11 protein-coding genes are annotated in these 20,239 nt (G+C 46.0%); 10 read left to right on the top strand and 1 reads right to left on the bottom strand.

What is annotated here, in order from left to right; translation table 11 throughout:
* The 9 genes from KI743_RS21820 to tldD all read left to right on the top strand — a co-directional run bounded on the left by KI743_RS21820 (position 1) and on the right by tldD (position 15,403).
* Positions 1 to 4,446 (top strand): DUF6701 domain-containing protein, encoded by a 4,446-nt coding sequence (locus KI743_RS21820; protein WP_285468145.1) that lies wholly within the window; start codon positions 1 to 3, stop codon positions 4,444 to 4,446.
* 150 nt (positions 4,447 to 4,596) lie between these two features.
* The gene (locus KI743_RS21815; protein WP_004740843.1) at positions 4,597 to 5,640 is read left to right on the top strand and encodes a rod shape-determining protein; all 1,044 of its coding nucleotides are present in this window, start codon (positions 4,597 to 4,599) and stop codon (positions 5,638 to 5,640) included.
* Between the two features lie 92 nt (positions 5,641 to 5,732).
* Entirely contained in the window at positions 5,733 to 6,620 is an 888-nt protein-coding gene (gene mreC / locus KI743_RS21810; RefSeq protein ID WP_032553008.1) for a rod shape-determining protein MreC, read from the top strand.
* A complete protein-coding gene (mreD, locus tag KI743_RS21805; protein ID WP_150870775.1) occupies positions 6,610 to 7,098 on the top strand; it encodes a rod shape-determining protein MreD in 489 nt (162 codons plus the stop codon). The genes mreC and mreD overlap by 11 nt, the downstream gene beginning before the upstream one ends.
* A gap of 6 nt (positions 7,099 to 7,104) precedes the next feature.
* A complete protein-coding gene (locus KI743_RS21800) occupies positions 7,105 to 7,689 on the top strand; it encodes a nucleoside triphosphate pyrophosphatase (RefSeq protein WP_285468144.1) in 585 nt (194 codons plus the stop codon).
* Between the two features lie 22 nt (positions 7,690 to 7,711).
* Positions 7,712 to 9,181 (top strand): ribonuclease G, encoded by a 1,470-nt coding sequence (rng, locus tag KI743_RS21795; protein ID WP_032553012.1) that lies wholly within the window; start codon positions 7,712 to 7,714, stop codon positions 9,179 to 9,181.
* 10 nt (positions 9,182 to 9,191) lie between these two features.
* The gene (locus KI743_RS21790) at positions 9,192 to 13,067 is read left to right on the top strand and encodes a YhdP family protein (protein WP_285468143.1); all 3,876 of its coding nucleotides are present in this window, start codon (positions 9,192 to 9,194) and stop codon (positions 13,065 to 13,067) included.
* 58 nt (positions 13,068 to 13,125) lie between these two features.
* Positions 13,126 to 13,938: a carbon-nitrogen hydrolase family protein gene (locus KI743_RS21785; RefSeq protein ID WP_285468142.1), complete on the top strand. Its 813-nt coding sequence runs from the start codon at positions 13,126 to 13,128 to the stop codon at positions 13,936 to 13,938.
* A 19-nt stretch (positions 13,939 to 13,957) separates the two neighbouring features.
* Entirely contained in the window at positions 13,958 to 15,403 is a 1,446-nt protein-coding gene (gene tldD, locus KI743_RS21780) for a metalloprotease TldD (protein ID WP_285468141.1), read from the top strand.
* Between the two features lie 75 nt (positions 15,404 to 15,478).
* On the opposite strand, the gene KI743_RS21775 is transcribed toward tldD, so the two are convergent.
* On the bottom strand, positions 15,479 to 16,861 hold the full coding sequence (locus tag KI743_RS21775; RefSeq protein ID WP_285468140.1) for a PhoH family protein: 1,383 nt from the start codon (positions 16,859 to 16,861) through the stop codon (positions 15,479 to 15,481).
* 466 nt (positions 16,862 to 17,327) lie between these two features.
* Between KI743_RS21775 and rapA the strand changes: the two genes are divergently transcribed.
* Positions 17,328 to 20,237 carry an RNA polymerase-associated protein RapA gene (gene rapA, locus KI743_RS21770; RefSeq protein ID WP_285468139.1) on the top strand — a complete coding sequence of 970 codons (2,910 nt, stop codon included), beginning with the start codon at positions 17,328 to 17,330 and terminating at the stop codon, positions 20,235 to 20,237.
* The last annotated feature ends 2 nt before the right edge of the window (positions 20,238 to 20,239 follow it).

The following is a 20,239-nucleotide window of genomic DNA, read 5'->3' as shown; positions in this document are numbered from 1 at the left end:
ATGAATATTGGAAGCATGCTTTTCAGAGTCATTAAAAATACAACCCAGCTTTTAAAGTTCTGTGTGGTTGCGATCGTGCTGTCTATGATTTCTTTCGTTTCGATGGCGGATGACTTCTCTCCTCAACAGTGCAGTAACCTTAAAAGACAGGACGGCTTTTCTATTGCATTTACGGTCCCAGACCCCAATCCAGTAACGGTTACGTTTACATCAAACAACTCAGTGGTCAAATTATGGTCAAGTGTTGCTGGTAGTAATGCCAAGATAATCGACTCGAATGTAAATCCTGGAGAACGTGTTCTTCTAGTTTACAAGCCCACGTCAAGTAATGGTAAGCAAGGAAACCTTATTTACAAACTTGATACTGGTTCAGGGTATACGCAACAACAGCCGCCAATCGCTATTTTCATTACTGGCGGGAATGGGACGCTACAGGTGTCAGGTGATACTGTGGTGGTAGAGTGTGCTGATGGGGAACAAGAACCCGATCCAATCCCCGATTTACAAGATGTCCACTATGAATTCGGTTCCATTGAAGGAATGGACTGTACTCATGGCTGTAATCTTCTATTTCAAAAGTCTTATGAGAATCCGATTGTCTTTTTGATGTCGACCATTGATCCAGACGATATTGTTAATAGCGTTCCGACAAAGGCGAGTGTTGCAACTATTTGGGACTCTAAGAAAGGTGCGACTATTGAAAGTGAATCGATGCCGGGTACTTCAAAATCAGACCGAATGTCACCTATCTATTACTTTGTTACCGAGCCTGGAAGGTTAAAGTTCTATGACTCTAGTGGTGGTGCTGTTTACGGTGAAGCTGGTGTCAAAAGAACAGACCTAGCCCAGTGTACTAGTGGATGTGATAGAGCTGATGATTGGGAGGATATTGATTATCAATTGGGAAACATTACAGATCCAGTGATAATGGCTCAAGTTCAAGGAAAAGATTCTAAGTGGGCGACTACTGCAATTCAAAGTGTCGGTTCAACAGGCTTTGACTTGTCTCTTGAACGCGGTCGTCAAGGTCCTTTGGGTTCTGGTACTAAAGATATTGCCTACCTCGTTGTCCCTGAGTTTCACGGTAAAGACGAAGATTTGCAGTCGAATATAGAGTTTTACCAAGGCTCTAGAGATTATGCTCAATCAAAAGGCTCGCCACCGACTGAATCTATTGGTTGGTCATGCGAAAACAACAAGGTGAATTTGCATCAGAATTTTTCGAAGTTCGGTGTGATTGTTAATAAGCAAAGCCGAGTAGGTAGTCACGGAGGATGGCTTCGTTACTGTAAGCAATTTGAAGAGGGTGGAAAGCCAACGTTCACCTTTGCCTTTGACGAAGATGTAGAGTCTCTCAGTAACCGTAAACACGGCAAAGCAGAGTCAATAGGCTATTTTGCTTTTGAGATCCCAGAAACCGAGTTACCTACTAATGTTTGTAACCTGTTCCCGGAACCAATCCAAAGCTGGTCTGGTGTGAATAGTGAGCTCTACTTAGGGAATCCAATTCGAATAGATGGTTGGTCTCAAGACTACATTGATCGATATGTCAATAAAGTCTCTGAGGGCTATCAGCGTTATGATGACAGTGTATGGTCGCCTTCTGTGGATGAGTACTTATTATTGGGTTTTGATCATACAACGACGGCACACCCCCTCTATACATCGAAAGTTTGTAATGGTGATTATGCTTGCGATGTTGGTAATGGAGACGGGTATTTAGATTTAAGAAAAGTGGCCCAAGCTAATATTTTACCTGTTCCACAAAGAAGTACTTCACATACGTTAAGAATCGCGACTGTTGATGGAGTCAAGAACAGTTGTCGAGATGGTGCCACTCCTAAGTTATGTTCGTATTCTGAAAGTGGGAAAAACATTGAAGTAGTCATCGAGAAAGATCTAGCTAACTTAACGATAAACAAAGAGTGGGTTAACGATACTATTGTTCGGGTTAAGCTGAGAGATAATCTGTATATTGAAAATATGCAGATTTCATCTGGTAACAATGTTGAGCTTGTATTTCCTAAGCTAAGTACAGTGACATTTGGAACATTCCATCATCAGTCTGGTAGCACTCAATATATATTTGAGCCAGGAACTCAAGTTAATATCAGATTGTCGATGACCTTAACTCGAGCCCAGATATCACAAGAGCACTCATACCCTGTTTTATATGCGCCAAACGGAACAATTACTTTCCATGAATCTTCTATTTTTAGAGGATTTATTCTCGCGGACCATTTAATTTTCAATCAAGGTAGTATTGAAGGTGCTGTTACAGCTCGCAAGGCTGAATTCCATAGTTCCAATGTCACCATCAATAAGCCTGATTATAGTTGTCCATTACCTCCAATCCCTCAGGGAGAGTTAGTTGTTACGCCTATTCAATCGCATGTTCTGACTTGTGAAGCCGCTGCTGTTGAATTTCGAGTGAAAGAGAAAGATAGCGACGCTACTGTGACTAGTGAGAATGGTGATTTTATCGCTAAAGCAATGCCAAATGCTAATGCTCGTTGGTGCGAAGAGTATGACAAAAATGCGGGGAGCTTTTCGCAGTGTAGTAACTATGGTTCTTCTCTAACAGCATCGCTAGTTGAGGGAAAAAAGACGCTTTATCTCTCGTCAAATCAGCTAAATAAATCTGGGTATGAAGTCAGTGGTGAGTGGAATGGAGAAGACTTTCTGGGGGACTTTAAGGTTTCTTTCGTGCCTTATAAGTTTGATGTTGACCCTCAACAAGTTGTAGCCGGTAATTCTCAAAGTGTTACCGCCAAAGTTATGTCGTGCGATATAGAAAACTCACCTGTGTCGCAAGATTATATTGGCAAGCCAGATATTCAACTAGATATCGAATCCCCTTCAGATGGTAAAGACGATATTAGTTTGTTGACCTACGAGCCCGAATTTATTGCGTCTGAGAATGGTGAGACTCAAGATCTTTTAACGATCTTGGAGTCGGGACAGTTTCGAGTAACTCTTAGTGACAGTTCTTTCGAATGTAGTGAGTTATCTGGATGTCCCGAGAGTGGTATCGATTCACTTTCTGGCAGTTTCATTGTTAAGTCTCGACCTTGGAAGTTTGCTGTATGTACTGATAGTGACTCTAGTGGAACGAGTAGCACTGGAGACGGGTTTGCAGCAGCCGGAGAAAAGTTCGATGTCTACGCGAAGCCGATTCGTTATACGGACGATGCGACTATTTGCAACGACGCTTTGGTGACAGAAAACTATCTGAAATCCGATGCAAGTGTAGCCATTACACATACTTTGGACACACCAACAGATGATGGTTCTGTTCTTGGTAGCCTTAATCCGAATAGTGAACGTACAAAAAACGCGAACAGTATTGTTGAAGCCAACAAAGGCTACAAATTTGAGAATCTTAAGTACTCAGAAGTCGGTAGCTTCAATTTTATAGTAACGGAAACGGGCAGTTTTTATGGGAATATTTTGGGTGGCTTCTCTGGTAGCAAAGCAATTGGTCGTTTTTACCCTAAATACTTCCAAGTCATTGACCAAAATTGGAGCTACGCTGGAACGCAAACATTCAATTATATGAATCAGAACTTTGAGCAAATTAGTTTTGATGTCGAAGCATTATCTAAAGAAGTGTCTATTAATGGTGGAACTGAAGTACCCCAACCAATACAAAATTACCAATATTTTGATTCAAAGTTGCAAACGAGTTTTTCCTTGTATGAGAGTGAGTTGGCAACACGTTTCATTTCACCAAGTTTTGGGAACGGGGTTTGGAGCGGAAGTAATCAGAGCATTGGTCATTTTTCAGTTAGTTTGTCAGGGGACTGCGGCGGAAATAGCAGTTTCTGTGTAACCAAAGTAGATACTAAAGCTGGGTATGAAGATGGGCCATATAACCTTAATGAAGGAATCTCTGGAGATATCACAGACATTAGGTTGGCGATTGAAGACAACATTGACCCAGTTGAGTTTTGGAGTGGTGGAGACCAGCTCTCAAAAGAACCAGATATCCGTTTTGGTCGCATAGATCTCGATGATGTTGGTGGAAACTCTGGAGCGATAATTGCTATTCCATTGAGAGCTGAATATTGGAACGGCAGCCAATTTGTTGTTAACGAAGACGATAGAACAACAAATGTAGTAGCTTCTACGAGCGCCAGTAGCGTAATTTGGTCTGGTGACGATAGTACGACAACTACAGCAACTTTAGATAATGGCGGTGCCGTTACTGACGGAGAGTCTCGAAATCTAACCGCTTCTCAAGGTGAAGGCGTTAGTCTCCGTGAACAAGTTCAACTATGGCAAAGTATGAGTTTGACTCCATGGCTGAGATATAACTGGGATAGCGATGAGGTTCCGGATGCTGCTAATGGGGAGCAAGATCCTTCCACTGTCGTCACATTCGGTATCTACCGCGGTAACGATCGCGTGATCTACCGAGGAGAAAGTGGTCTAACAGGTCAGTGATAATATAATTTTCACGCGCTAAGTTAGGAATCTGTAAGAAAATGCGGGTTTCAGCCCATGTTTATACTTCAATGCCTTGCCGTTACAGCAAGGCATTGGTACATTTAGTGCAATTTTTGTCTTCTAATTCTTGCAGGATGAGCGAAGAATATGTTTAAAAAACTTCGTGGCATGTTTTCAAACGACCTATCGATTGACTTAGGTACTGCCAATACCCTTATTTATGTAAAAGGCCAAGGCATCGTTCTTGATGAGCCTTCAGTTGTAGCTATTCGCCAAGATCGTGTGGGTTCTGCAAAGAGTGTTGCTGCTGTTGGTCACGCAGCAAAACAGATGCTAGGTCGTACACCTGGTAATATTTCAGCGATTCGCCCAATGAAAGATGGCGTAATTGCAGACTTCTACGTAACAGAAAAAATGCTTCAGCACTTCATCAAGCAAGTGCATGACAACAGCGTTCTTAAGCCAAGCCCTCGTGTTCTTGTTTGTGTTCCTTGTGGTTCTACCCAAGTTGAGCGTCGTGCAATCCGCGAATCTGCACTAGGTGCGGGTGCTCGTGAGGTTTACCTAATCGATGAGCCGATGGCGGCAGCAATCGGTGCAGGTCTACGTGTTTCAGAACCGACAGGTTCAATGGTTGTTGATATCGGTGGTGGTACAACGGAAGTTGCGGTTATCTCACTAAACGGTGTGGTTTACTCATCTTCGGTTCGCATCGGTGGCGACCGCTTTGATGAAGCGATCATCAACTACGTTCGTCGTAACTACGGCAGCTTGATCGGTGAAGCAACGGCAGAGAAGATCAAACATGAGATCGGCTCAGCATACCCTGGCGATGAAGTAGAAGAGATCGAAGTACGCGGTCGTAACCTTGCTGAAGGTGTGCCACGTAGCTTTAGCTTGAACTCAAACGAGATCCTTGAAGCACTACAAGAACCACTATCTGGTATTGTTTCAGCGGTAATGGTTGCACTTGAGCAGTGTCCACCAGAGCTTGCTTCAGATATCTCAGAAAACGGTATGGTTCTGACAGGTGGTGGTGCACTACTTAAAGATCTTGACCGTCTGCTAACTGAAGAAACAGGTATTCCTGTTGTTGTTGCAGAAGAGCCACTAACGTGTGTTGCTCTAGGTGGCGGTAAAGCCCTGGAGATGATCGACATGCACGGCGGCGACCTGTTCAGCGAAGAGTAATCATTGAGTTTTAGGCTCTTTCGTCTCTTATGCTAGCTGAGAGCCTAGGACTTTGTCTAAAGGATCAAATGTAGCCCTAGGACCAACATAGAATGAAGCCAATTTTTGGTAGAGGTCCCTCTCTACAATTGCGCCTATTTTTTGCTGTAATTATATCAGCCAGCCTTATGCTGGCTGATAGTCGTTTAGATGCTTTCTCAAATGTCCGCTATCTATTGAACAGCATGGTAGCGCCAATTCAATACGCTGCTAATCTACCGAGAACCATGTTTGATGGTGTTTATGAGCGTTTTAATACTCGTAAAGGTCTGATTGAATCAAGCCACTCTCTTAAGCGCGAAGTGCTTCACCTTAAGAGTGAGTTAATCCTGCTAGAGCAGTATCAAGAAGAGAATAAACGCCTGCGTAAGTTGCTTGGTTCACCTTTTATTCGCGATGAGAAGAAGGTGGTCACTGAAGTAATGGCCGTAGACACCTCGCCGTATCGCCATCAAGTGGTGATCGATAAAGGTCAGATCGATGGTGTTTATGAAGGCCAGCCGGTGATCAATGAGAAAGGTATTGTCGGTCAGGTAACCTTTGTTGCAGCGCATAATAGCCGTGTCTTACTGCTGACTGATGCTAACAATGCGATTCCGGTTCAGGTGATCCGTAATGACATTCGAGTGATTGCGTCAGGTAACGGCAAGATCGATGAGATCGAACTTCAGCATATCCCAACCAGTACCGATATCCAGCAAGAAGACATGCTCGTGACATCTGGCTTGGGTGGCGTTTATCCAGAAGGCTACCCAGTGGCTTACGTGTCGTCGGTTGATTACGATCCGAAACGTGAGTTTGCAGTAATCAAAGCAGAACCTGTGGTTGAGTTTGATAAACTTCGTTACCTGCTATTGATTTGGCCTGATGAAAACAAGCGTATGCAAGCAGATCAGACTAATATAGAACAAACCATGTTAGAGGGTGACAATGGCCAATAGCGTATTAAGAAGTAAGTTAGTGATCGCTTGCTCGCTTCTGATTGCCCTGATACTTCAAACGATTCCATGGCCAGGTAGCCTAGACCTGTTTCGCCCATCTTGGTTACTGCTTGTAACTTGTTACTGGGTATTGGCTCTGCCACACCGTGTTAACGTGGGAAGCGCTCTGATTCTTGGTCTGCTTTGGGACTTGTTGATCGGTTCCACGCTAGGCATTCGCGGCATGATGCTCTCGATTGTGATGTACATTATTGCGATGAACTTCCTCGTGATCCGTAATATGGCGCTTTGGCAACAAGCTATGATCATAGCGGCGTTGACCGTTTTGTTTGAAGTATTGGTCTTCTTTGGTGAATATTTGATTCAAGACGTTGTTTTTAATCCATTATCGCTATGGAGTGCATTGATTAACTGTATACTTTGGCCTTGGATGTTTTTGTTGATGCGTCGCGTACGTCGCCATTGGCATGTGAGGTAAAGGAATATGAATAAGTCATCGCTAGTTTTGGCATCTGGCTCGCCACGTCGTAAAGAGCTGCTCACACAGTTGGGTTACGAGTTTTCTGTTCTCGTCACCGATATTGAAGAGCAACAACAGCCGGATGAAGATGCACAAGCGTATGTCCAAAGGCTGTCGCTTGATAAAGCCAAAGCAGCATTGAACTTGATAGCAGAGCAAGAGCCTAACTCGAATCAGTACGTAGTTTTAGGCTCGGATACCGTGGTCGTCAGCCAAGGCCAGGTGCTAGAAAAGCCGAGTGATTTAGTTGACTGTAAGCGCATGCTCACTCAGCTGTCAGATCAACGCCATCAAGTGATGACGGCTGTATCTGTGGTTTCTGCAGATAAACACAAAACAGAAATCGTAATTACCGACGTATGGTTTAAACCCCTCAGTGAACAAGAAATAGAAAAATACTGGCAAACGGGGGAGCCATGCGATAAAGCAGGTAGCTATGGAATCCAAGGTTTGGGTGGACGATTTGTCACCCGAATCGAAGGTAGTTATTACGCCGTTGTCGGCTTACCTTTATTTGAAACGGACCAGCTACTGCAAGAATTCTTATAATTTTACTAATCTGAGGTGCACCATGAGTGCTGAATTGTTGCTGAACGTGACCCCGAGTGAAACTCGTGTGGCTATGATTGAAGGGGGAACTCTTCAAGAGATCCATATTGAAAGAGATGCTCGTCGTGGCATTGTAGGAAACATCTACAAAGGGCGTGTCAGCCGCGTTCTTCCAGGTATGCAGGCAGCATTTGTCGATATTGGTCTTGAAAAAGCCGCGTTTTTGCACGCTTCAGATATCGTTCCTCACACGGAGTGTGTGGCGGAGAATGAGAAAAAGCAGTTTCAGGTTCGTGATATTTCAGAGCTTGTTCGTCAAGGACAAGACATTGTTGTGCAGGTTGTTAAAGACCCGCTCGGCACCAAGGGCGCACGTTTAACCACCGACATTACCCTTCCTTCTCGCTATCTTGTCTTTATGCCTGGTGCTAGCCATGTAGGCGTTTCTCAGCGTATCGATAGTGAATCAGAACGTAATCGTCTTAAGAAGGTTGTTTCTCGTTACTGTGATGAACACGGTGGCTTTATTATCCGCACGGCTGCGGAAGGTGCTGATGCTCACGAGCTTGAGCAAGACGCCGCATTCCTGAAGCGTTTGTGGTTAAAAGTCTTGGAGCGTCGTGGGAAGCATAAAGCGCGCACACGCCTATACGGCGAGCTGTGCCTGAGCCAACGCATTCTACGTGACTTTGTTGGTACTGAGCTAAGCAAGATTCAAGTCGATTCACGCCAAGAGTTTGAAAACCTGAAAGAGTTTACCTCGGAGTACGTACCAGAGCTGACGAGCAAGTTAGAGCTGTATGAGGGTGATAAGCCGATTTTTGATATGTACGACACCGAGAATGAGATTCAGCGTTCATTGGACCGTAAGGTTGAGCTCAAATCTGGTGGCTACCTGATTATCGACCAAACGGAAGCCATGACCACGGTAGACATTAACACGGGTGCCTTTGTCGGTCGTCGTAATCTTGAAGAGACAATCTTTAACACCAACGTGGAAGCAACACAGGCGATTGCACGTCAACTGCGCTTGCGTAACCTTGGTGGCATTATCATTATTGACTTCATCGATATGTTGTCTGAAGAGCACCGTAAGCGTGTACTTACTTCACTAGAGTCGGCACTCGATAAAGATCGCGTTAAAACCAATATCAATGGCTTTACTCAGCTCGGCTTGGTGGAAATGACGCGTAAACGCACACGTGAAAGCATTGAGCATATCCTTTGTTCAAGCTGTCCTGCTTGTGAAGGACGTGGCAGTGTGAAAACGGTTGAGACGGTGTGTTACGAGATTCTACGTGAAATTACTCGAGTGAATCGCGCGTACGATGCGGATAAATTCGTGGTTTATGCTGCCCCTGCGGTAGCCGAAGCCCTTGAGGGTGAAGAGTCTCATGCACTGGCTGAGCTTGAGGTCTTTATTGGTAAACAAGTTAAAATTCAAGCTGAGCCTTTGTATATTCAAGAGCAGTTTGACGTTGTTATGATGTAATGGATACTTTGTGAGCTCTAGTGTTACTCAGCTACTGCGTGCATGTTTATGGTTAGTGGTTACTTTGCTTGTGGCACTTGCCATTGCAGTAACCACTTTACGTGTTGCGCTCCCTAACCTGAATAAATACCAATCTGAGATTGAACAGTGGGTAAACCAACATTCAGGTTTTGAATTCTCGATTCAAGATGTGAGTGGCTTTTGGCGTAACACTCACCCTTCGATTGCATTGAAAGGCGTTCATGCCAATCTCGCACAAGCTGAAGACGTCACTTTCTCGGTTGAAACCGTCGAAGTCGAGTTCGATCTGGTTCAATCTGCGCTGCAAATGCGCCCTGTGGTTGCCGATTTGGTGATGAATGGGATGTATCTCGATATTCGCTCTATCGATCTGTTCGCAGCTCGTAATAGTGCTGATACCGAGAAGCAAAATACAGATTCATCTGGGCGAGTGATTAAAGAGCTCGACAATCTTCTATTGAAAACCTTGGTTGATGTTACGGCCAAGGACTCCTCTCTACTTTATCGAACCGTTTCTGATGAAGAGCGTCAACTCGATATCGAAACCCTTAAGTGGCAGAACTCTGGCAAGCACCACCTTGCTGAGGGTGTGGTCAGCATTAAAGATGCAAACCTGAACTCTTTGTCAGTGAGTGCTAACTTTATCGATGGCGGTTCACTAACGGATGTGACTGGTCAGTTCTATGTTAGTGCTGAAAATATCTCTGTAAAACCTTGGCTGACACGCTACATGCAAGCCGAGTCTGGGATTGAGACAGGTAATGTCAGCCTAAACAGCTGGTTAACCCTGAAAAACAGCAAGCCTGTCGATGCTTATGTCGAGGTGCTTCCGTCAGAACTGGCTTGGAATGAAGATGGTTACCACGAACTGATGATTGAGTCGGGGACCTTTAAGCTCACACCTACTGATTTAGGCTGGCAAGTAAATGGTCACTCACTTAACCTGCGCACTGATGACCATGCTTGGCCTGAACTGGATGTTGCATTCAATTGGCAGAAAGGCCCTTGGCAACTTAATGTCTCTGAGCTAGATATCGCCGCTCTTACTCCGTTGATTAAATTGCTTCCGGACTCTGAAAACTCTAATGAGCTGATTGATAAGCTATCTCCAGGTGGCCTTGTTGAAGACATCCGTATTTCGATGGGAAGCAATATCGAGAGCTTACGGTATTCAGCAAACTTCTCTGAGCTGGCTATGGAGCAGTGGGAACTGCTGCCTGGGTTTAGTCAGGTGTCAGGTTCTGTTTTTGGTTCAACGACTGAGGCCAAAGCCAGTATCAATGTGATTGATGATGTTTTCCCGTATGGGGAGGTATTTCAGGCTCCACTCAATATCAAGCAAGGGCAAGTCGATATTGTTTGGCAGCAAGACGAGAACGGTTGGAAATTGTGGTCAGATAAAGTGACGGCTGCGACTCCGGACCTGCAGGTGCTTGGCGCGTTTCGTCTCGATTTCCCGAATGATGCCAGCCCATACCTTTCTTTCTATGGCGAAGCGGATGCTTACAACGTAGGTGAAACGTGGCGTTACCTGCCAACCTTGGCTTTAGGTCAAGATCTTACCGATTACCTGTCGACTGCAATTCAAGCTGGTCGATCAAACTCTGTCAAACTACTTTGGCATGGTGAATTGGCACAATTCCCTTATTCGAACAACGACGGCATCTTTCAGATCTGGGTTGGGCTTGAGGATGTGAAGTTCAGTTTTGATACCGCGTGGCCACTGATCACCGATTTACAACTCGATCTGTTGTTTGAAAACGATGCGATGCACCTTGATTCTCGCTCGGCACAATTGATGGACGTCACTGCCGATCGTATTACAGGGCGTATTCCCTATCTTGGTGAAGGCGGTCATATCGAGATCGAAGCCAAAGCAACGGCAACGGGCAATGCAGTTCGCGATTATATGACGGCGTCTCCGCTGGTGGACTCGGTCGGTGCTGCGTTAACGGCGTTGCAAGTAAGTGGTGATGTTTACTCGGAATTCCAACTTGATATTCCGTTTGATAGCAGCCGTGAGCCAAGAGCTTGGGGCTATGCCGACCTAAAAGGCAATCATGTTCAGATTGAAGCGCCGCCAATGGTGCTGGAAAACACCACTGGTCGTATTGAATTTGATAACGATGTGGTCACCGCGACCGGTTTATCTGCTGAGTTGCTAACTCAGGGTATTTCTGTTGATTTTACAGGGCAAAATGATGGCTCTGGTTATGCGGTTGGGATTGATGTGCTAGGCGACTGGGATGTTAAACCGCTCGAGCCATACATTGGTGAACAATGGCTGAGTCGTTTGTCTGGGCATGCGCCATGGCAATCCAATATCGATATACAACTCAACGACATAGGCTTCACATATCAACTAGACTTAAAGTCAGACTTAACTTATTTGGCGAGTGATTATCCTTACCCACTTTCAAAGAGTACGCTTGAGAAAGGCACCGCTAGATTGCAGGCGTCGGGCAATCAGGAGTCGATTACAGCTCGCCTACAGTTGCCAAATACTAAGTATCAAACCGAAATTGATATTACGGGTGAAGTACCGGTTCTGACGGCGACCAATTTAGTACTTGGGCGTGGTGGCTTTAAGATCAGTCCAGTAGTAGGACATCATGCATTAATCCGTACCGATGAGTTTAATCTTGATGATTGGCTCGAAGTGGTGATGGAGCCAGTTAAACCGTCAACGGCGGTACTGAGCAAGATGAATACACCAACGATTCCAGCGCCAACCAGAATCACGCTTGAGAGCAAAGAGCTGACTCTTGGTGGCATCGCGTGGAATGACGTTGAATTTAGTGCACGCAAAAACAAGCTAGCGTGGCAGATGCAGGTTTCAAGTCAGGAAGTGGAAGGTGATATCAACTACCTAGCACCTTATGACTTAACGGTTTCCTTAGATCGCTTGCATCTGTTTGTTCCGGGTTGGAGCGAGAAGAAGAGTGAAGATCAGCTCTTACAGCGCATGGATGAAGACTCTCCATTGATCTCAGAACTCGATAGAAAAGTTCATGATGCAATGCCAAACCTGACCCTAATGATCAAAGACTTTTGGTTGCAGGGCTATAAAGTCGGCAAAGTTGATGTTGAGCTACAACGCAAGGATGATCGTATTGAATGGAATAAGATCCAAGTGCGCAGCGGCAACAATAAAGCGGATCTGAGTGGTTGGTGGGCGCTAACGGATACAAAGAGTCATTCGGCACTGAATGTTGATGTTGAGGGCGAGAACAACAGTGAGCTGATGGAGCGTTTTGGTATTACTTCTGGTATCCAAAAAGCCCCATTTTCGATGCAAGCCCAACTTGAGTGGGACGGCTCACCGTGGGGCATTAAGATCGATACGCTGGATGGCAAGGTAGAGACCGAGCTGGGTAAAGGGATCATCTCTGATGTTAGTGGTGCAGCGCGACTGCTTGGCTTGTTTAGCCTTGATTCTATTATTCGTAAAATGCAGCTCGACTTTTCCGATGTGTTCGACAAAGGCATGGCGTTTAACAGTATTACTGGTACGGGTGAGTTCCAAAACGGCATCTTCCTGACCAACGACCTGAGAATGGATGCGGTAGCGGGTGAGATGAAGATCAAAGGCATCGCTAACCTCAATAGCCGTTTAGTTGATGCTGAAGTGAACTTCACCCCAGACATTACATCGGGTATTCCAGTTTTGACTGCATTTGCTGTGACGCCGCAAACTGCGCTCTATGTGCTTGCGATTACCACGGTAATTTCGCCGGTGGTTGAGGTCTTTACCCAAGTGAATTATTCGGTTAAAGGACCGCTTGATTCACCAACCGTGAGTGAGCTTTCGCGGAGTAAAGGTGAATTCAAGCTGCCAGAAAAACTGAGAGATATGGCTAAATAAAGTCCGAATAACAATAATTTGTTTGGACTGAGTAAAGGATGAAATAGGAGTAAAACACATGGACAGTGTTGGCTTGATTCAGATGACTTCAGGGCCGAACCCAAGTGAGAACTTAGCTTTCCTCACTCAAGAGGTTATCAAGTGTAGAGCACATGGCGCCAAATGGGTGGTTTGCCCTGAAAATGCCTTGGTGTTTGGTAGTAAGCAAGACTACCACCAACACGCAGAGCCATTAGGTAATGGGCCATTACAAGCGCATGTGTGCGAGTTAGCTAAGCAGCACCGTATGTGGATTGTTATCGGTAGTATGCCTATTAAGACAGATGCCGGCGTTACTACCACCTCGCTGGTGATTGACGACTTTGGTACTGTTGTTGCTCATTACGATAAGCTGCACATGTTCGACGTGGATGTCTCTGATGCGCACAAATGTTATCGAGAGTCCGATATTTTTACGCCAGGTGATCGCGTGGTCACTGCAGAAACACCTTTCGGTCACTTAGGCTTGAGTATTTGCTATGATGTGCGCTTTCCGCACCTTTACTCTGAATTAAGACATCAGGGTGCACAAATTATGTTAGTGCCGGCTGCTTTTACAGCAGTAACTGGCGAAGCGCACTGGGAAGCTTTGTTGCGCTGCCGTGCGATAGAAACACAATCTTGGGTCGTCGCAGTTGGGCAAGGAGGCAAACACCCTTGTCAGCGAGAGACCTGGGGACACTCCATGGTGATAGACCCATGGGGGAGAGTGGTCGCTCAACTTGGCCAAGAGCCGGAAAGTATGGTTGTCGAATTGGATACGACCAGCTGTGAGCCTATTAGACAGAATATGCCGATCGTTCAACACTCTCGATTTACACACCAATTTTAATTACAAATAAGAGCCATTTATGAGCATCAATCAAATTGAAGAAGCGCTACTTAACCCGACAGGGCTTACGGAGCAAAATATCGCAGATACATTGGCGAGCATTGCTACCCGCCAGATTGATTATGCTGATATCTACTTTCAGTCGAGCTGGCATGAATCTCTTGTCCTAGAAGACAGCATCATCAAGGATGGATCTTTCAATATCGATTGTGGTGTTGGCGTGCGTGCGGTTGCGGGCGAAAAGACCGGTTTTGCCTACTCAGACCAAATTCAACTAGAAGGTCTTAAGCAGAGTGCGATTGCGGCTCGTGGTATTGCAAAACAGGGAAAAAACGGCAAGGTACAAGCGTTCAAGCGCAACATTAACCAGGCTTACTATGATGCAGTAAACCCGCTAGCAAGCTGGGAAAAGCAGCAGAAAACAGAATTACTTAAAGCGCTAGATGCTTATATTCGTACCAAAGAACCAATGGTAACAGAGGTATCGATTAGCCTAAGTGGTGTACACGAGCAGATGCTAGTGGCTGCAACAGATGGTACCTACGCTGGAGATATTCGCCCGTTGGTTCGCCTGTCTATCAGCGTGTTAGCGCAGAAAGGCGATCGTCGTGAACGTGGCAGTGCTGGTGGCGGTGGTCGTTTTGGTTACGACTTCTTTTTGAGTGACGACAATGGCACTCAAGTGGCGTATCAATTTGCCGATGAAGCGATTCGTCAGGCTCTTGTTAACCTTGAGGCAGTTGCTGCACCTGCAGGTGCAATGCCAGTGGTTCTTGGCTCTGGTTGGCCGGGCGTGTTACTGCACGAAGCGGTAGGTCATGGTCTCGAGGGTGATTTCAACCGTAAAGAGTCTTCAGTTTTCTCTGGAAAAGTTGGTGAACAAGTAACCTCTAGCCTGTGTACGATTGTTGATGACGGTACATTGACTAATCTTCGTGGCTCGTTGAATGTCGATGATGAAGGTGTCAACGGTCAATACAATACCTTGATTGAAAACGGCGTGTTAAAAGGCTACATGCAAGATAAGCTCAACGCTCGCCTAATGGGCGTTGCACCGACAGGTAATGGTCGCCGTGAGTCTTACGCGCATCTTCCAATGCCTCGCATGACGAACACTTACATGCTGCCAGGTGAGCATACACCGGAAGAGATCATCGCAACCGTAGATAAGGGTATCTATGCTCCAAACTTCGGTGGCGGTCAGGTTGATATTACTTCAGGTAAGTTTGTATTCTCGGCTTCTGAAGCGTACATGATTGAAAACGGCAAAATCACTCACCCGGTGAAGGGCGCAACATTGATTGGCTCTGGTATCGAAGCGATGCAGCAAGTATCTATGGTCGGTAATGACCTAAGCATTGACCGTGGCGTGGGTGTATGTGGTAAAGCAGGTCAAAGTGTACCTGTCGGTGTTGGCCAGCCAACGCTGAAGCTAGACTCACTGACTGTTGGTGGTACTGAGTAATCTTGACTCACCTGATGAATAAACAAAGCGCCTCCTAGTGAGGCGCTTTTTCGTATTTGTTAGCAGGCTTTAGCACTACATATTCTCTTCAGCAAACTCGGCCAAACGGCTTCGTACTACGCCATTGAGGTGAATATTGGCGCTGCCTTCGAAGTCTTTGAAGCGCTCGACCATATAGGTTAGGCCCGACGTGACTGGGGTTAGGTAGGAAGAGTCGATCTGAGCTAGGTTACCCGAACAGACAATCTTGGTGCCCTCGCCACAGCGGGTAATGATGGTTTTAATCTGCGAGGCGGTGAGGTTTTGGCACTCATCAAGCAATACGAAGGCGTTTTGAATCGAGCGACCACGCATGAAGTTTATCGATTTAAACTGAATGTTGGCTTTGTCACAGATGTATTTCATCGACCCTTCTGTGCAGTGATCGTTTTTGTGCAGTGCCTCTAGGGTATCGGTGACCGCAGCAAGCCACGGTAGCATCTTCTCTTCTTCGGTGCCGGGTAAGAAGCCAATCGACTCACCGATGTCAGGGGTGTTTCGGGTTACGATGATCTTATCGAACTGCTTGCGTTCAATGGTTTGTTCAAGTGCGGCAGCCATAGCCAGCAACGTCTTACCGCTACCAGCTGCTCCAGTGAGGATCACTAAGTCGATATCTGGGTCGAGTAGTGCATCAATTGCCATCCCCTGATAGATGTTCTTAGGAGTGATGTCCCATGCGCGGCGGTTCATCAGACGCTCACGACTCATGTCTTGTAGTGTGATAGTTTCAGGTTCTATCTCGGCAACGCGAGCAGCAAAATCACTCTCTTCATCAATCACATACTGATTGATGAAGGTTGGTTCAAATGGACCACGTGCCAAGGTGTGATAGGTTTTTCCACCGAGAGTTCGGCTATCAACGTTATCAATGCCATCCCAGAACGCGCCCTCGATTGTTTGAAAGCCCTTGGTTAGATATTGGATGTCATCAATCAGCTGGTCTGTTTGATAGTCTTCAACAAAGCGTACTCCAGCACCTTTGGCACGTAGCCGCATGTTGATGTCTTTAGTGATGAGCACCACTTCGCGTGGTGCTCGTTTGTTTTGGAGATAGAGCACTGCATTAAGAATGCGGTTGTCACCGGCTTTGTCGTCGGCGAATGCCTTGATGCTCTCTTGCAGCTCATAATCTGCAAGAATTGAAATGCTACCTGAGGCGCTGCTTAAGTCTTTGGAAAAGGGAATCCCTTCAGAGATTTGATCCGGGGTTGCGTCTCTGAAGAGGTCTTCTAAAGCGCGAATTGCGATTCTTGCGTCGCGCGCGACATCTCTTTTGCTGTCTTTGATTCGGTCGAGTTCCTCAAGAACTGTCATCGGGATAACAACGTCGTGCTCTTGAAATGAAAAAATTGCGAAGGGTTCGTGAAGTAGAATGTTGGTGTCTAGAACAAATAGTTTCCGATTGGTCTCGCCCATAGCATCTCCTTGCCAGATACGGCTTCTTGTATCACAGATAAACGTGGATAAAGCCAGCTAGGATCACAGCCTAATGAGCATGTTAGTTCACAACCTAGCCCAACTTTAGCCAGAGGAATGTCACCATATTGCCGATACTCTAAATATGGTTCATTCATGCAAAAACAGCAATCTTTGCTCTCTAGAATAGCCATGCTTTTTTGACAGTTTGATTGCACAGACGAAATCGGAAAAAAAGCATGAAATCATCACCTTTTGGCGTGACCTAAATCACAGCATCAAGTAAGATTAGCGACCTTTTTCTGCACCATATTCTCAATCAATAGAATCTGATTCGCTTAATTGAAATGTGGCTGCAAACGAAGCATTTTTAGCTATATTTTTATTCTGGGATTTGCAAAGTCCCGATAAGAAATTGATGGCTTAAATGACCAAATTCCATAGATAAGATTGAGGTAGTCGATTCATGACATTTGCTTTGGGGCAGCGCTGGATAAGCGATACGGAGAGCGATTTAGGTTTAGGTACCGTTGTAGCAATGGATGCTCGCACAGTGACACTAATGTTTGCCGCGTCAGAAGAGAATCGTGTTTACGCACGTACTGATGCTCCCGTAACCCGAGTAACGTTTAATGTTGGCGATGTTATTGAATGTCAGGAAGGCTGGTCACTGTCTGTTGAAGAAGTGATTGAAGAGAAAGGCCTGTTTACCTATCTAGGTACTCGTCAAGACACTGAAGAGAGCGGTGTTTCTCTGCGTGAGATCTTCCTAAGCAACCAGATCCGCTTTAACAAACCTCAAGACAAGCTCTATGCTGGTCAAATTGATCGCATGGACAACTTTGTTCTGCGCTACCGTGCATTGAGTAACCAATATCAGCAACACAAGAGTCCTATGCGCGGCCTGTGTGGCATGCGTGCAGGTCTTATCCCTCACCAGCTATACATCGCTCATGAAGTTGGCCGCCGTCACGCACCTCGCGTTCTGCTTGCTGATGAAGTGGGTCTAGGTAAAACCATCGAAGCAGGTATGATTATCCATCAGCAGGTTCTTTCTGGCCGTGCTGAGCGTATCTTGATTGTGGTACCAGAAACACTGCAGCATCAGTGGTTGGTAGAGATGATGCGTCGTTTCAACCTGCATTTCTCTATCTTCGATGAAGAGCGCTGTATTGAAGCCTTCGCAGAGTCAGACAATCCGTTCGATACTCAGCAATATGTATTGTGTTCACTCGACTTCCTGCGCAAAAGCCGTAAACGCTACGAGCAAGCACTGGAAGGTGAGTGGGATCTATTGGTTGTCGATGAAGCGCACCACCTTGAGTGGAGCCAAGACAAACCAAGCCGCCAATACCAAGTGGTAGAGGGCCTAGCTGAGAATACTCCGGGTGTGCTGCTACTGACGGCGACACCTGAACAACTGGGCCGTGAGAGCCACTTTGCTCGTCTGCGCCTGCTGGATCCTGATCGCTTTTATGATTACGACGCATTTGTTGAAGAAGAAGAGCAATACGCGCCTGTTGCGGATGCGGTAACGGCATTGTTCTCTGGTATCAAGCTAGAAGATAGCCAGAAAAATCAAATCACTGAGCTGCTTTCTGAACAGGACGTTGAACCTCTTTTCCGTGTTATCGAAGGCGATAGCCCAGAAGAAGAGCAGGCAATTGCTCGCCAAGAGCTGATTGATAACCTAATGGATCGTCATGGTACTGGCCGCGTTCTATTTAGAAACACTCGTGCTGCGATTAAAGGTTTCCCTAAGCGTAATGTTCATTTACTGCCGATGGATATCCCAAGTCAGTACACTACATCAATGCGTGTATCGGGCATGATTGGTGGCAAGATGACACCAGAAGCGCGTGCGATGAAGATGCTCTACCCAGAAGAGATCTTCCAAGAGTTTGAAGGTGAAGAATCAAGCTGGTGGCAATTCGATTCACGCGTGAATTGGTTGTTAGAAAAGATCCAAGAGAAGCGTAGCGAGAAGATCCTAGTGATCGCATCTCGTGCTAGTACAGCTCTACAACTTGAGCAGGCACTGCGTGAGCGTGAAGGTATTCGTGCAACGGTATTCCACGAAGGGATGTCTATCCTAGAGCGTGATAAAGCGGCGGCATACTTTGCTCAAGAAGAGGGCGGTGCTCAGGTTCTGATCTGTAGTGAGATCGGCTCTGAAGGTCGTAACTTCCAGTTTGCTAACCAATTGGTGATGTTTGACTTACCATTTAACCCAGACTTGCTTGAGCAGCGTATTGGTCGTCTTGATCGTATCGGTCAGCAGCGTGATATCGATATCCACGTTCCATACCTGAAAGGCACCTCGCAAGCGATTCTTGCACGTTGGTTTGATGAAGGATTGAATGCGTTTGGTGAGACGTGTCCAACCGGTCGCACCGTTTACGATAAGTACGCAGAAAACCTGATTGAGATGCTAGCATCGGGCAACACTGAACAGTTAGATGAAGTGATTGAAGAGTCGGCGAAACTCAACCAGAGCCTTAAAGCAGATCTTGAGAAAGGTCGTGATCGACTGCTTGAGATGCACTCGAACGGTGGTGAGAAAGCGACTGAAATCGCAGAGAAAATTGCTTCTACTGATGGCGACACCAACTTGGTGACATTTGCACTTAGCCTATTCGACACTATCGGTCTTAACCAAGATGACAAGGGTGAAAACGCACTGGTAGTAACACCATCTGAGCACATGATGGTTCCAAGCTACCCAGGTCTGCCATACGAAGGTGCAACGATCACCTTCGACCGTGATACGGCGCTGTCTCGTGAAGATATGAACTTCATCAGCTGGGAGCACCCGATGATTCAAGGCGGTATTGATCTGCTATTGAGTGAAGGCGTGGGTACTTCAGCTGTGTCACTGTTGAAGAACAAAGCACTACCTGTAGGTACGATTCTTCTAGAGTTGGTTTACCTTGTTGATGCACAGGCGCCTAAGCGCAGCGGCATCAGCCAGTTCTTGCCTAAGACACCGATTCGTCTAATGATGGACGGTCGTGGTAACGATCTCTCTTCGCAGGTTGAATTTGAAGGCTTTAACCGTCAATTGAGCCCTGTGAACCGCCATTTAGCAAGCAAGCTAGTGAACTCGGTGCAAGCGGATATCCATAAGCTGATTGAAGCTGGTGAAGCGCAAGTGCTACCTAAAGTGGAAGAAGTTCGAGAGCAAGCTCAGAAAGAGATGCAGGCGAACCTAAATGGCGAGCTAGAGCGTCTGCAAGCACTGAAAGCAGTGAACCCAAATATTCGTGATGAAGAGCTGCAAGTGATTGAGACACAAATTGACGAGCTGACGGGGTACATTGCCAAAGCGCAGGTACAGCTTGATTCTCTGCGTTTGATTGTCGTTTCGCACAACTAATT

This window comes from Vibrio sp. D420a (assembly GCF_030248625.1).
Classification (GTDB): Bacteria; Pseudomonadota; Gammaproteobacteria; order Enterobacterales; family Vibrionaceae; genus Vibrio; species Vibrio fortis_A.
Note: the sequence above shows the minus strand (reverse complement) of the source record. Positions and strands in the feature narration are given on the sequence as shown.